We start from the raw sequence: 13,288 nt of genomic DNA, 5'->3' as shown, positions 1-13,288 counted from the left end.
AAGCTGGTGACGGCGCTTGCCTCCGCCGACGGCACGACCCGCGCGAGGGCGGATCAGCGGGCCGACGCCATCGCCGAGGAAATCGCCGCCATCAACCCCGACATCCTGCTGGTTGTCGAGGGCCCGAAGGGTGAAGCCCGGGCGGGCGAGTTCCTGCAACGCGTGGCGCCGGGATATCGGCTGGTCCGGCGCGGTGGCGAGCCTCGGGACTACGGCACGCAGGGAACGCAGTGGATGTGGTTCGCCCTGCGCGACGGCTTGTCAGTGGCGGCCCAGCTGGTGCATCTGGACAGGTGGCGGGCCCTGACCGAGGCCTCCTCGGAAGGCGCGCACCGGGGCGGGCGCTGGGAGGTGTCCTATCCGATCCTCGACCCCGGCGCCCAGACGCTGCGCTTCTCGGTTCCGGAAAGCCATGGTCACTATCGTCATCCACAGGTGTTGCAACTGACCATCGGCAGCGCGCTGGTCGAGATCATCGGCTGCCATCTGAAAAGCAAGATCAACAGCATCCCGGTCCCCCCCGGCGCCGAGGCCCCGGACTTCTTCGACCGCAATCCGGCGCTGGTGGCCGATGTGATGATGTCGCGCACGAAACTGACGACGGAATGCGTCGACGTGCGGCACTACATTGACGGTCGGTTCCTGTCCGAGCCCGATGCCGCCATCATCGTGGCCGGGGACCTGAACGACGGGCCGGGCAAGGAGCGGGTGGAGCGGCGGTTCCTGTACCACGACCTGGTCGACAATCTGCAAGGCGACATCTTCTTTGCCCGGCGCTTCCTGAACCATGCGCTGTTCGACTTCGACGAGGCGGCCCGGTGGTCCTACGACCTGGGCCGAGACCGGCTTGACCCCGGACGGTCGCCCCGCATCCTTCTGGACCATATCCTGTTCACCCAGGCGCTGACTGGTCCGGATCGCCCGGGGGCAGCCGCCTATCGCGCTCGCGCGGGCGGCGGCAAGGTCGAGCATGACATCCACCATCGGGTAACGTCCGCCCGGCCGAAACATGCCGCGCCCAGTGATCACCGGCCGGTGACGATGGTTCTCGATCGGCGCCCCTTCCCGTCGCCTGATGCCCGCGCCGCCTCGCGCAGGGCCCGCTGGGCGGCCTGCATCTTTCAGCCTTGCAACACGGATTGATCGTCGCACCCTTTCGCCTGCCGGGCGCGCGGACTATGACACACGCTAACAATCGTGAGGCGGATCATGCAGGTGGAAGTTCAGGCGCGTCGCGCGCGGTGGGCGGTGGCGGCGATGTTCATGGCGAACGGATTCGTCATGGGGGCCTGGGCGCCGCAGATTCCGCTCCTGCTGACCCGCCACGAGATCGGCGAAAGCACGCTGGGCCTCCTGATCCTTGTCCTGGGCTTCGGTGCCGTCAGCGCCATGCTTTTCTCGGGCCGGTTGATCGCGAAGCTTGGCGGCCGCGCCGTGCTGACGATCTTCTCGCTGGCGGCGATCCCGGTCCTGCCGCTGGTGGTCTTCGCGCCGAACCTCTGGCTTCTGACGCCGATCCTGGCTGTGTTCGGCGCCGTGGTCGGCTGCATGGACGTGGCGATGAACGCGCAGGCGGTCGAGGTGGAGCGGCGCCTGCACCGGGCGATCATGTCCTCCAGCCACGGGTTCTGGAGCCTTGGCGGCTTCATCGGCGGCTCGGCTGGCAGCTATCTGATCGCTCACCTCGGGGCGGAACATCAGTCTCTGGTCGCCGCTGCGGTCGCCGCCACGCTGGTCTTCGGCGCAATGCCGTTCCTCTTGCCCACGGCCCCCGTGGCTGCAACGACTGAAGCCCCGGCCCGGCACCACCTGCTGCCCCGCGACCTGGGGCTCTGGCTTCTGGGCTTCATGGCCTTCTTCTCGATGGTGCCGGAGGGTGCGGTGCTCGACTGGGCGGCGATCTACCTGCAGAAGGAACTGGGATCGGACGTTTTCCGGTCGGGCCTGGCCTTTGCCTTCTTCGCCGGAGCCATGGCGGTGATGCGCTTCGCGGGCGACCATGCCCGCAACCGTTTCGGCGCCGTCAGGACGCTGCGGGTTTCGGGCCTTGTGGGCGCGGCGGGGCTGATGGGGGGCGCGCTGGCCCCGGCTGACTGGTTCGCCATCGTCAGCTTCGCGCTTGCGGGGCTTGGCGTCGCGAACATGGTGCCGATCATGTTCTCGGCGGCCGGAAACCGCCCCGGCGTCCCGTCTGCGGTAGGTATTTCGACCGTCACCATGGTCGGCTATTGCGGCATCCTGGTCGCTCCGGCCTCGATCGGTTTTGCGGCCGAGCATTTTGGCTACCGTCCGACCTACGCCGCCCTGTCGCTGCTTCTGGTCCTCGTGGCCCTTCTGGCCGCGAGGGCGGCAGATGCCGACGGATTGCGGCGCGAAGAGGGCCCCGTTCCGCTGCCCGTCTGATCCGGCGTCAGATCAGGGCGCGCCCATGTAGTCGCGCTTGCCCAGCTCCACCCCGTTCGCGCGCAGGATGTCGTAGGCGGTGGTGACGTGGAAGAAGAACTGCGGCAGGGAATAGAAGGACAGGAACTCGTCGCCCTTCAGCATCATGTCGCGGCCCCCGGCCTTGAAGTGCACCTCGCGGGCGTCCGCATGGGCGAAATCGGCCTTCTGGAAACTGCCCATGTAGCCGCGCGCCGCCGCGATGCGGTCCCTCAGCTCGGCAAAGCTGGTCTCGGTGTCGGGAAAGCCCTTCGGCTCTGCCCCGGCAAGCCGCGCCGCGCCGCGCGCGGCGAAATCGCAGGCCAACTGGACCTGGCGCGCCAGGGGAAACATGTCAGGGAAAAGCCGGGCGGCGAGGATGACCTCGGGCTTGATCTTCTTCGCCTCGCAATGCGCCTCGGCCTTGTCGAGGATCACGGCGAGGGCGGACAGGAAACGGTCGAAGACGGCGACGGAACGGCGGTGCATGGGGGCCTCCCTTTGGCGGTGCAGCCAAGGTGGCCGATGCGGGCGGGAATGCCAAGGGGGCGACTGCGGTGTCAGCAGCCCTGCAATGCCATACCATGGCGCAGGACTTCGTCGAGCAGAAGATCAAGGTCCTCGGGCCTCGTGCGGTGGTTGTTGATCGCCGCACGCAAGGAGTGGCGGCCGTGCAGGGTGGTGTCGGTCGGCATGGCGACGCCGCTTTCCTGGATGCGGAGCATGATCTCGGTGTTGAGCGCACGAAGCTCTGCCTCGCTGCCGACGGCCCCGCGATAGCGGAAACAGACGATGTTGATGGCGACGGGGGCCATCAGCTCCAGCCTGGGCTCCGCGGCAATGCGTTCGGCCATGGCCCGGGCCATGCCGATGTGCTGGTCGACCAGCGCGCCGAACCTTTCCACGCCATGTTCGCGCAGCGACATCCATAGCTTCAGTGCCTTGAAGCTGCGCGACAGTTCGAACCCGTAGTCGCCCAGGAATTCGGCGGCAGCGATGCCTCGCGCCTGCACCTGCAGGTAGTCGCCATGCAGGTTGAAGGTCTCGAACAGCTGGCGGCGGTCGCGGACGAGGGCGCAGCCGCACTCGAACGGCGTCTGCAACCATTTGTGCGGGTCGAGAGCAAGGCTATCGGCGAGATCGATCCCTTCGACGAGCTGGCGGTTTTCCGGCGCGATCCGCAGGAAGGCGCCGATGCAACCGTCGATGTGCAGCCACAGCCCCTCACGCCGGCAAAGCGCGGCGACGGCGGGCAGGTCGTCGATCGAGCCGGTGCTGGTCGTGCCAGCCGTGGCGATGACGCAGGCCGGGCGACGGCCCGCCGCCCGGTCCTCGGCGATCATCGCGGCGAGGGCGTTAACATCCATGCGGAACGCCGCATCCGTCGGCACCTGCCGCAGCGCCTTGTGGCCAAGGCCCAGCGCCTCGACCGCCTTCTGGTGCGCGGAATGCACCTGGTCGGAGGCGTAGAAGCGCAGCGGTTGCGGCAGGTCGGTGATCCCGTCCGCCCGAACGTCGACGCCCGCCATGGCGTTCCGTGCGACCGTCAGCCCTACCATGTTCGCCATCGACCCGCCCGAGGTCAGCGTGCCCCCCGCAGCATCGGGAAAGCCCATCATCTGCCGCAGCCAGTCAACCACCTGCCCGTCGGCCGCCGCTGCCGCGGTGTCGCCGCCGCCAAGGTTCGAGCCCTCGATGGCGGCAAGGAAATCGCCGAGTGCGCCGGTGAAGTTGCTGCCGCCCATGTACCAGGCGAAGAAGCGGGGATGAGTGTTGCCCATCGGATAGCGCAGGATCGTGGCGCCAAGGTCGTCGTAGATGTCGGCGAGAGGCGTCGGCTGCAACGGCACGGGCGACCGGAAGGTTTCGCGGACCGTGTCCGGCATTGGCTGCCAGACCGGGCGGTCGCGCAATCCGCCAAGCCCGGCAATCGCGTCATCGACGATGCGATGTGCAAGCGCCCGGGTTTCGGACCAGTCGTCGGGGTCAAGCGAAATGTGGGAACGGGTGTCCATGGGCGGCTCCGGCAAATGCAAGGGATCAAATGCCGGTAGGCTGCGCCCGGGGCGGTGCAAAGTCAAACGGGACCGCCCCGGACTACGCGGTCAGACGCCGAGGCACCAGCGCATGACGGCCTTCTGCGCGTGCAGGCGGTTTTCGGCCTCATCGAAGATCACTGAATGCGGGCCGTCCATCACTGCGCTCGTCGCCTCGTCGTTGCGATGCGCGGGCAGGCAATGCATGAACAGCGCGTCGGGCCTGGCCCGGCTCATCAGCTGCTCGTTCACCTGATAGGGCCGGAGCTGGTTGTGGCGGCGTTCCTTGGCGGATTCGGGATCGTGCATCGAGACCCAGGTGTCGGTGACCACCAGGTCGGCCCCTTCGACTGCGGTGAAGGGGTCGCGCTGGATGGTGATCTTCGAGCCCTTCCCGCGGGCGAAGGCGACGAACTTGTCCTCCGGGTCCAGGGTTTCCGGCCCAGTGAAGGTGAAGTCGAAGCCGAACTGCCCGGCGGCATGCAGGAAGCTGGCCGCGACGTTGTTGCCGTCGCCGCACCAGACCACCTTCTTGCCCTTGATCGGCCCGCGATGCTCCTCGTAGGTCATCACGTCGGCCATGATCTGGCAGGGATGGGTGCGGTTCGTGAGGCCGTTGATCACCGGGACGGTGGCGTGTTCGGCCATCTCCAGAAGGGTCGCTTCCTCGAAGGTGCGGATCATGATCAGGTCGACGTAGCGCGACAGGACGCGGGCCGTGTCGGCGATGGTCTCGCCGTGGCCGAGCTGCATCTCCTTGCCGGAGAGGACCATGGTCTCGCCGCCCATCTGGCGGACGCCCACGTCGAAACTGACGCGGGTGCGGGTCGAGGGTTTCTCGAAGATCAGCGCGACCATCTGCCCCTTCAGGGGCTGGTCATCGTCGGGCGTGCCCTTCGGGCGGCCGTTGCGGGCGGTCTTCATGGCCTGCGCGTTGTCGATCATGGCCCGCAGGTCAGCGGGGGTCGTTTTGTGGATGTCGAGGAAGTGGTTCATTTCGTTTCGCTTTTTGACTGACGGCCAGGGGCCTTGCCCCCGGACCCCCAGGATATTTGGACCAGTATGAATTCAGGCGGCTTGTTCCAGGGTGGTGGCCGTCCGGTCAAGGCGGGTGAGCGCCTCGGCGATTTCGGCGTCGGGGATGTTGAGCGCAGGCAGCAGGCGCAACACGTTGTCGGCTGCGGCCACTGTAAGGATGCCCGCGTCATAGCCCGCCTTCACCACGTCGGCAGGAGCGGGCTTGCACTTGAGGCCCAGCATCAGCCCCTCACCCCGCACCGCCTCGAACACAGTCGGATGGCCGGCGACCAGGCTTTCCAGCCCCTGGCGCATCAGCGCGCCCTTGCGGGCGACCTCGGCCAGGAAGGCGGGATCGGCGATGATCTCGGTCACTTTCGCGCCCACGGCACAGCCGAGGGGGTTGCCGCCATAGGTCGACCCATGCGTGCCAGCCGTCATGCCCGAAGCGGCGCGTTCGGTGGCCAGCACCGCGCCCAGGGGGAAGCCGCCGCCGATGCCCTTGGCGACCATCATGATGTCGGGGGTCACACCTGCCCATTCATGCGCGAAAAGGCGACCGGTCCGGCCCATGCCGCATTGCACCTCGTCGAAGATGAGGAGCGTGCCGGTTTCATCGCAGCGCTGGCGCAGGAGCTTCAGGAAGGCATCGTCGGCGCTGCGGATACCGCCCTCGCCCTGGATCGGCTCGATGATCACGGCGCAGGTCTGGTCGGTGATGTCGGCGCGGACTGCGGCGAGATCGGCCTCGGAGGCCGGCCATTTCAGCTGGACGAAACCGGGCATCAGGGGCCCGAAGCCCTTGACCATCTTTTCCGATCCCGCAGCCGCGATGGCGCCGGTGGAACGGCCGTGGAAGGCGCCCTCGAAGGCGACGATCCCGATCCGCTCGGGGTGGCCTGCGTCGTAGTGGAACTTGCGCGCCATCTTGATCGCCAGTTCGGCGGTCTCGGTGCCGGAATTGGTGAAGAACACCGTGTCGGCGAAGGTGTTTTCGGTCAGAAGCTGCGCCAGGCGCTCCTGCTCGGGGATCGTGTAGACATTCGAGACATGCCAGAGCTTGCCTGCCTGTTCGGTCAGCGTCGCGACGAGAGCCGGATGGGCGTGACCCAGCGCGTTCACCGCGATACCCGAGCCGAGGTCGAGGTATCGGCGCCCGTCTTCCGCCCAGAGCCAGCTGCCCTCGCCCCTGATGAAGGCGATGGGCGCGCGGTTGTAGGTCGGCAGGACAGAGGGGATCATGGAACAGGGTCCTTGCATGGTGAAAGCCAATGGGTGCCCGAGGGCAGGCAGGGAGTCAACTTGGGGAGAGGACAGGCGCAATTGCGCCCATGACGGCGGGACAGGCGTCAGGCGCGACGGCGTCGGCGCGAGGCAGGAATATGGCGGGGTCCAGCGGTCATGGGGCGTGAGTAGCGGGAATGCGCGCCTTGGTAAAGCGGTTTTCCGCGGGGCCGCGCACCCGGGCCGGGGCCTGCCGTTTTTTTCTGGCAATGACCTGTAAACGCTGGCAAGGCAGGATCGGGGAAGGTGCGCGCGGTTCCCGCCGGGGCGCAGGCCGCGGACAGCCGAGGGTTCTGGACAGGGCATGGTTTCTGAGCGCATCACTGTCGGCGTCCATGCGCTGGACCAGATGATCATGTCGAGGCCGACAGTCTCGAAGGGCTGGCAAGCGCGGCTGGCGGAGGCGGCGCCGGTGCTGCGGGCTGGCGCTGAGCCTGTCGCGTTGGCCCTGATCGAGGGGCCGGATGGTCTGGTCTTGGCCGATGCGGCCGACCTGTCGGGCGCGCTCCATCCGGCGGGGACACGGGTTACTGTCGATCGGGTTGCCGGGCGACCGGGCCTGTTCCTGATCCGCTGTTCCGGCAAGGCGACAGCCCTGGCGAGCGCGCAACCCTGGACCGGCGGCAGCGCTTACTCGTCAGCCGGCGCCGACCTGACAGAGGATCTCACTGGATTTGTCCGCGGCACTCTGATCGACACGCCCGATGGTCCGCGCCCGGCAGAGGACCTGGCGGCGGGTGACGCGGTGACGACACTCGCCAACGGCTCGCGCCCTTTGCGCTGGGTCGGGCGGCGGCGGGTGGAACTGATCGAGATGCTGGCACATCCCGGATTGCGGCCAGTGGTATTTGCACCCGGGACCATCGGAAACGGGCGCGCACTGTCGGTCTCGCCGCAGCAGCGGATGCTGATCGACGACTGGCGGGCCGAGGTTTTTTTTGGCGAGGATCGGGTGCTTGTGGCCGCGCTTGCGCTGGTCGACGATCAGGGCGCGCGTATGGTGCTGCCCGCCAGTGGCGTGGAGTATGTGCTTCTTCTGTGCGACCGGCATGAGGTCATTCTGGCGGAGCACGCGCTCTCGGAAAGCTTCCATCCCGGCAGCACCGGGCTCGGGGCGCTGGATCCGGCGCAGCGGGTCGGGCTTGCCGCTGTCGTTCCCGAGGAAGAGTTGCTTCGGCGCCGGGCGGCCTTCCCGATCGTGCGCCATGCCGAGGCGCGGGCCTTGCGGCTGCCACGCTAGATCATGTCGAAGCAACCAGAAGCGCCAGACAAGCCCTCGCTTTGCCGTGATCGCCTGCCTTTCGAAAAAACCGGTGTCCCCCGCTGTCGGACGGGCTCCAGCCTGCGCTGTATCCGGCCGGCATCGGCACAAGGGGAGACAGGGTCAAAGTCGGCCCGAAAAGAGCCACCCTTGCGGCCCCCTGCCCCGGACGGATAGTATGCCCGGGCAATCAAGACAGGCGGAGATCAGGATGTCCTGGACGGACGAGCGCGTCGAGACGCTGAAGCGGATGTGGAACGAGGGCCAGTCGGCCAGCCAGATCGCCAAGGAACTGGGCGGCGTGACCCGCAATGCGGTGATCGGCAAGGTGCATCGGCTGGGCCTGTCGAACCGGGTGGGCGGCAAGGAGGACGAGGACGAGGCCGCACCAGCCCTCGCCCCTTCCGCAGCGGCTGCAAAACCCGAACCGGCGCCCCGGCCCGATCCCGCCCCGCGCGCCGAGACCCCGCGTCCCGCGGCAACGCCTGCGGCAGCGGCAGCCCCGGCTTCGAACGTGACGCCGTTGCCGGTCCGCAAGGCGATCATCCCGGCCGGCCAGCCGCTGCCGCCGCAACCCAGCCTGAACGAGATCAGCCCCGAGGCGCTGGCTTCGGTCCGCGAAGTGGAAAAACGCGCGCGGAAGCTGACCCTGATGGAGCTGACCGAGCGGACCTGCAAATGGCCCATCGGCGACCCGGCGACCGAGGATTTCTGGTTCTGCGGCCTGCCGAGCCTGCCCGGAAAGCCCTATTGCGAAGCCCATGTCGGCGTGGCCTTCCAGCCGATGAGTGCCCGGCGCGACCGGCGGCGGTAAGGTCGGGCCTGCAATCCCTGCCAAGGCGCGCGGCTGTCGGCCGCGCGTTCTCATTTCACGACGTGCAATCCCTCAGTTGCCGTTCAGGATATCTTCCAGCGCCTTGCGGGCCTGGTCCTCCAATGCGTCGGTCGCGCCGCGCTGCGCGGCATCGCCGAGCGATTCGTCCGGGGCCACCTCGACCCCCAGTTCTTCCTTCAGCCGCTGTTCCAGCTCGGCCTTTGCCGCCGCCTCTGCGGCCTTGGCTTCCTCTTCCAGCCGGGCAGCTGCGGCCTTCGCCTCGGACTCCATCTTCTCGCGGGCGATCGATTCCAGATCCAGCCGGAACTTCGGATCGGCCCAGGTCCCGGTGATCAGAAGCGGCACCATCACCCCGCCGGTCCCGTCCTCGGCGGCAAGGGCGGTGGGCCGCAGGCGATAGTTCAACGTCCGCGCGCCCAGCCCGATCTCGCCCGTGCCGGAGGCAGTGACATAGGGGGCCACCAGCTTCAGGTCACCGTTCGACAATACCCCACCGGCGATGGTGTAGGTTCCCGCCAGCCCGTCGAAGATCGTCTTCTGCCCCTCGCCGACATAGTTCAGGTCCAGGTTCTTCAGCATCCCGGCGATATCGAGGCCCCGCAGCTCACCCTGCCCCAACTCCAGCGCCCCCTTGCCCTTCAGGCTTTTCATGATCGCGTCGATTGAATTGCCGACACCCAGGAACTCCAGCTCGAAGTCCCCGGTCGACACGAGGCGGTCCCAGCCCGCAAGGTCCATCAGCAGCGGCTGGGTCTTCAGGCCCGCAAAATTCAGCCGCCCGCCAACCGACAGGCCGCCACGGCCGTTGACGACGAAATCCCCGGTGATCTGGCCCTCGTAGGCCTGCATCTCGCGGATGTCGATCACGGAGCGGGCCCGGTCGATGGTGATAAGCGCGCGTGCCTGGCCCAGCTTCAGCACGCCAAGATCGACCGAAGGCGCCGCAAAGGCGATCTCGGCATCCAGTGCGCCAAGGGCGGACACGTCGATCTCGCCCGTGGGCCAGCCCTCCGCCTCCATCCCGCCTGCCTGGCCTCCGCCCATCTCGCCTTCCGGGCCGGTGCCGATGGTGATCGGTCCGGCGCTGAGTTGTCCCTTCAGCTTGTAGCGCGCCTCGCCCGGCAGAAGATCGAGGTCGCCCTTGACCTGGTTCTGGTCCGCCACGATCTCTGCCCCGCGCAGGAAGGCGGCGCCCGTTCCGTCCATCGTGAGGGTGCCGCCGATCTGCAACTTGTCATGGCCCAGGCCCGCGTTCGGGCGCGACAGCTCTGCCCCCATCAGCGCGCCCAGCGCTGGAAGGTCCGCCAGGTTCGCCGTAAATGCACCTTCCGCCGCAACCGGGGCATAGCCACCGCGACCGTCGAAGGCCAGGCTGGACCCGCCCGCCGTCAAGTTTGCGGTCAGGGGCACCACCCGGCCCATCGCGAAGGCCGAGAACGCCCCGCCCTTCAGGTCCAGCGCCACCGCCTGCCCGCCCGAAAGTGCGGTTGCGGTCAGCGTGAACGGGCCGGAGAAATCGGGGATCGAAAGGCTTGCGTCCACATCGTCCAGCGCGATCTGGCGCCCCGCCTGCCGGTCGTTGAACCGGATGGAACCGCCCGTAATTGAGCCCTGGTCCAGCGTGAACCCGGTTGCAGCCGCAGGAACACCGCCCTCTTCGCCTACGGACGAGGCCGCAAAGACCCAGTTCGCCTGCCCCTGCTCGTCGCGTTCGAGGTTGATCTCGGGCTGGTCGGCGGACAGGCCGAGGATCTTCACCTCGCCCCCCATCAGCGCCCCAAGGTTCACGTCGATCGACAGGCTTTCGGCGCGGAAGAGCGGTTGGTCGCTCTCTGCCCAGTCGGCATTGGCAATGCTGACCGGCCCGGTCGTCACCCCGAGCGAAGGCCATAGTCGAGGCTTCACCTCGCCGACAAGCGTCATCTTGCGGCCCGTCATCGCCTCGAACTGGGCCGATACCGCCTGGGCGATCCGTTCAGAGGGGACCATGGCCATCAGGCCGACCGCCACGAGGACGATCCCCGCCAGCATTACCCCGACCCGGACGATCCAGCGCATGCCCGCCTCCATGGATTTTCTTGTTTTGCCGAAGTTTATGCCGCCGCGCGGCGGGTTGCCAAGTCGGGGGGACCGGACTGGCATCAATTAGCCGAGAGGCCCCTGCGTCCGGAGGCTTTCCAGAGGGCAGCGCGCGCGCTATAGGCGGCGCATGTCCGGAAACCCGCCGATCCTTCGCCCCGACCTTGCCCGCGCCCTCGTCCCCGACCTGCGGCGCGAGGGCCAGCCGACCATCGGCATGGTTTCGCTCGGTTGCCCGAAAGCGCTGGTCGACTCCGAGCGTATCCTCACCCGGCTTCGCGCCGAAGGCTACGCGATCAGCCCCGACTACAAGGGCGCCGATGCGGTGATCGTGAACACCTGCGGCTTCCTCGACAGCGCCAAGGCGGAAAGCCTGGAAGCCATCGGCGAAGCGTTGCAGGAGAACGGCCGGGTGATCGTGACCGGCTGCCTTGGCGCCGAGCCCGACTACATCACCGGCGCGCATCCCAAGGTGCTGGCAGTCACGGGTCCGCACCAATACGAGGCGGTGCTGGACGCCGTCCACGGCGCGGTGCCCCCGGCGCCCGATCCGTTCATCGATCTCTTGCCCGCGACCGGCGTCAGCCTGACCCCTCGCCACTACAGTTATCTCAAGATTTCAGAAGGTTGCAACCACCACTGCAAGTTCTGCATCATCCCCGACATGCGCGGCCGCCTTGTCTCACGCCCCGCCCACGCCGTACTGCGCGAGGCGGAAAAGCTGGTCGAGGCCGGGGTCAAGGAGTTGCTGGTGATCTCGCAGGACACCTCTGCCTACGGCGTGGACCGCAAGCACGACCTGTCGCCGTGGAAGGGTGGCGAGGTGCGCGCGCATATCACTGATCTCGCTCGGGAAATGGGCAAACTCGGCGCCTGGGTGCGGCTGCATTACGTCTACCCCTACCCGCATGTCCGCGACCTGATTCCCCTCATGGCAGACGGCCTTGTGCTGCCCTATCTCGACATCCCTTTCCAGCACGCCCACCCCGACACGCTGAAGCGCATGGCTCGCCCGGCGGCGGCGGCGAGGACCTTGGACGAAATCGCCGCCTGGCGGTCGGTCTGCCCCGACCTGACCCTGCGCTCGACCTTCATCGTCGGTTATCCGGGCGAGACCGAGGCCGAGTTCCAGACCCTCCTCGACTGGCTGGACGAGGCGCAACTGGATCGTGTCGGCTGCTTCCAGTACGAAAACGTCGCCGGTGCCCGGTCGAACGACCTGCCGGACCATGTTGCGCCAGAGGTGAAGCAAGACCGCTGGGATCGCTTTATGGAAAAGGCACAGGCGATTTCTGCGGCAAAACTGGCCGCCAAGGTTGGAAAAGTGCTCGAAGTGATTGTCGACGAGGTCGACGAGGACGGCGCCACCTGCCGCACCAAGGCCGACGCGCCGGAGATCGACGGCAACCTGTTCATCGACGAGGGCTTCGAGGGGCTAGCGCCGGGCGACATCATCCGCGTCGAGGTGGACGAGGCGGGCGACTATGACCTCTGGGGGCAGTTGGTCGCGAAAATCCCGGCCCGCTGACGGGCCGGGGCAGCGGGCCTACATCCAGTAGGGCAGGACGCCGTAGTAATCGTAATTGCGGCGATGGTAGTCCCGGTCGTCGAACCAGGTTTCGGTCAGAGAGGGCGCACCGGTCAGCTGTTCCCGCGACACATCGGTAACGAAGCCGCCGATGGCCTTGTCGAAGCGGAACTTCTTCCAGGGCAGCGGATACATGCCTTCGCCAAGGCCAAGGAAGCCGCCGAATGTCATCACAGCATAGGCAATCTGGCCGGAAACCTTGTCGATCACCAAGTGGTCGATCCGACCCAGATGTTCGCCTGCGGGGTTGTAGACTTCGGTCCCGTTGACGTCGGAACTGGAAACCATGGCGTGGCCCGGTTGGTCTGACGCGGGTGTGGAAGGGGTGTCTTGCATCCGAACCTCCGTTGCGATGTCGGGTCGTGAACCAACACCGATCCCGGCCAATGGTTCCTTCCCGGCCTACCCCACCAGCACCACGACCCAGGCCACCCCAGCCGCAATCGCCGTCAGGGCCACGCAGGCTGACCCGCAATCCTTGGCCTTCTTCGCGCGGGGATCCGGGCCGGGGGAGATATGGTCGACCACCTCCTCGACGGCGGTGTTGATCAGTTCGGCCGCCAGCACCAGAAGCCCCAGCGCCAGGATCAGGGCGCGTTCGCCGGGCGTCAGGTCCAGGCTGAAGGCCAGCGCGGCGGACAGGACATTGGCGATCGTCCACTGCCGCAGGGTCTTTTCCGTGGCCCAGGCGGCGCGGAAGCCATCCCAGGACCAGATCACCGTATTGGCCAGCCGCCGTGCCTCGGCCGCAAGCATGTCGCGCATCG

The 13,288-nt window shown here is 67.3% G+C and carries 12 protein-coding genes; 5 read left to right on the top strand and 7 right to left on the bottom strand.

Translation table 11 applies throughout. The features are described from left to right. The first annotated feature begins 6 nt into the window (after positions 1-6). Positions 7-1,143: an endonuclease/exonuclease/phosphatase gene (locus JNL31_RS13385; protein WP_294974056.1), complete on the top strand. Its 1,137-nt coding sequence runs from the start codon at positions 7-9 to the stop codon at positions 1,141-1,143. 66 nt (positions 1,144-1,209) lie between these two features. Beyond that, a complete protein-coding gene (locus JNL31_RS13380; RefSeq protein WP_294974055.1) occupies positions 1,210-2,403 on the top strand; it encodes an MFS transporter in 1,194 nt (397 codons plus the stop codon). A 12-nt stretch (positions 2,404-2,415) separates the two neighbouring features. Here the strand turns inward: JNL31_RS13380 and JNL31_RS13375 are convergent, their stop codons facing one another. From JNL31_RS13375 to JNL31_RS13360, 4 genes are all read right to left on the bottom strand, one after another. Continuing rightward, entirely contained in the window at positions 2,416-2,910 is a 495-nt protein-coding gene (locus JNL31_RS13375) for a DUF1993 family protein (RefSeq protein ID WP_294974054.1), read from the bottom strand. Positions 2,911-2,981: 71 nt separating this feature from the next. Continuing rightward, the gene (locus JNL31_RS13370) at positions 2,982-4,436 is read right to left on the bottom strand and encodes a pyridoxal-dependent decarboxylase (RefSeq protein WP_294974052.1); all 1,455 of its coding nucleotides are present in this window, start codon (positions 4,434-4,436) and stop codon (positions 2,982-2,984) included. 90 nt (positions 4,437-4,526) lie between these two features. Continuing rightward, on the bottom strand, positions 4,527-5,453 hold the full coding sequence (argF, locus tag JNL31_RS13365; protein WP_294974050.1) for an ornithine carbamoyltransferase: 927 nt from the start codon (positions 5,451-5,453) through the stop codon (positions 4,527-4,529). Positions 5,454-5,525: 72 nt separating this feature from the next. Next, complete coding sequence (locus tag JNL31_RS13360) at positions 5,526-6,716, bottom strand: aspartate aminotransferase family protein (RefSeq protein WP_294974048.1); 1,191 nt, start codon at positions 6,714-6,716, stop codon at positions 5,526-5,528. 346 nt (positions 6,717-7,062) lie between these two features. On the opposite strand from JNL31_RS13360, the gene JNL31_RS13355 reads away from it, so the two are divergent. Beyond that, a complete protein-coding gene (locus tag JNL31_RS13355; RefSeq protein ID WP_294974046.1) occupies positions 7,063-7,998 on the top strand; it encodes a Hint domain-containing protein in 936 nt (311 codons plus the stop codon). A gap of 232 nt (positions 7,999-8,230) precedes the next feature. After that, entirely contained in the window at positions 8,231-8,833 is a 603-nt protein-coding gene (locus JNL31_RS13350; RefSeq protein WP_294974043.1) for a GcrA family cell cycle regulator, read from the top strand. A 72-nt stretch (positions 8,834-8,905) separates the two neighbouring features. Here the strand turns inward: JNL31_RS13350 and JNL31_RS13345 are convergent, their stop codons facing one another. Further along, positions 8,906-10,912, bottom strand: a complete 2,007-nt coding sequence (locus JNL31_RS13345) for an AsmA family protein (protein ID WP_294974040.1) — start codon at positions 10,910-10,912, stop codon at positions 8,906-8,908. 151 nt (positions 10,913-11,063) lie between these two features. On the opposite strand from JNL31_RS13345, the gene rimO reads away from it, so the two are divergent. Then, positions 11,064-12,461: a 30S ribosomal protein S12 methylthiotransferase RimO gene (rimO, locus tag JNL31_RS13340; RefSeq protein WP_294974037.1), complete on the top strand. Its 1,398-nt coding sequence runs from the start codon at positions 11,064-11,066 to the stop codon at positions 12,459-12,461. 18 nt (positions 12,462-12,479) lie between these two features. Here rimO and JNL31_RS13335 read toward each other — a convergent pair whose 3' ends face one another. Then, positions 12,480-12,809, bottom strand: coding sequence for a PRC-barrel domain-containing protein (locus JNL31_RS13335; protein ID WP_294974035.1), 330 nt, complete (start codon positions 12,807-12,809; stop codon positions 12,480-12,482). A gap of 114 nt (positions 12,810-12,923) precedes the next feature. Next, positions 12,924-13,286 (bottom strand): diacylglycerol kinase, encoded by a 363-nt coding sequence (locus tag JNL31_RS13330; RefSeq protein WP_294974034.1) that lies wholly within the window; start codon positions 13,284-13,286, stop codon positions 12,924-12,926. Positions 13,287-13,288 lie beyond the last annotated feature (2 nt).

Source organism: Tabrizicola sp. (genome assembly GCF_016792905.1).
Classification (GTDB): Bacteria; Pseudomonadota; Alphaproteobacteria; order Rhodobacterales; family Rhodobacteraceae; genus Tabrizicola.
This window is presented reverse-complemented; position numbering and strand designations above follow the sequence as displayed.

Coding starts and splice junctions, on each gene's coding strand:
- JNL31_RS13345 (WP_294974040.1), bottom strand. CDS start 10,912: ATGCGCTGGATCGTCCGGGTCGGGGTAATGCTGGCGGGGATCGTCCTC.
- JNL31_RS13370 (WP_294974052.1), bottom strand. CDS start 4,436: ATGGACACCCGTTCCCACATTTCGCTTGACCCCGACGACTGGTCCGAA.
- JNL31_RS13355 (WP_294974046.1), top strand. CDS start 7,063: ATGGTTTCTGAGCGCATCACTGTCGGCGTCCATGCGCTGGACCAGATG.
- JNL31_RS13375 (WP_294974054.1), bottom strand. CDS start 2,910: ATGCACCGCCGTTCCGTCGCCGTCTTCGACCGTTTCCTGTCCGCCCTC.
- JNL31_RS13350 (WP_294974043.1), top strand. CDS start 8,231: ATGTCCTGGACGGACGAGCGCGTCGAGACGCTGAAGCGGATGTGGAAC.
- JNL31_RS13380 (WP_294974055.1), top strand. CDS start 1,210: ATGCAGGTGGAAGTTCAGGCGCGTCGCGCGCGGTGGGCGGTGGCGGCG.
- JNL31_RS13360 (WP_294974048.1), bottom strand. CDS start 6,716: ATGATCCCCTCTGTCCTGCCGACCTACAACCGCGCGCCCATCGCCTTC.
- JNL31_RS13330 (WP_294974034.1), bottom strand. CDS start 13,286: ATGCGCGACATGCTTGCGGCCGAGGCACGGCGGCTGGCCAATACGGTG.
- rimO (WP_294974037.1), top strand. CDS start 11,064: ATGTCCGGAAACCCGCCGATCCTTCGCCCCGACCTTGCCCGCGCCCTC.
- argF (WP_294974050.1), bottom strand. CDS start 5,453: ATGAACCACTTCCTCGACATCCACAAAACGACCCCCGCTGACCTGCGG.
- JNL31_RS13335 (WP_294974035.1), bottom strand. CDS start 12,809: ATGGTTTCCAGTTCCGACGTCAACGGGACCGAAGTCTACAACCCCGCA.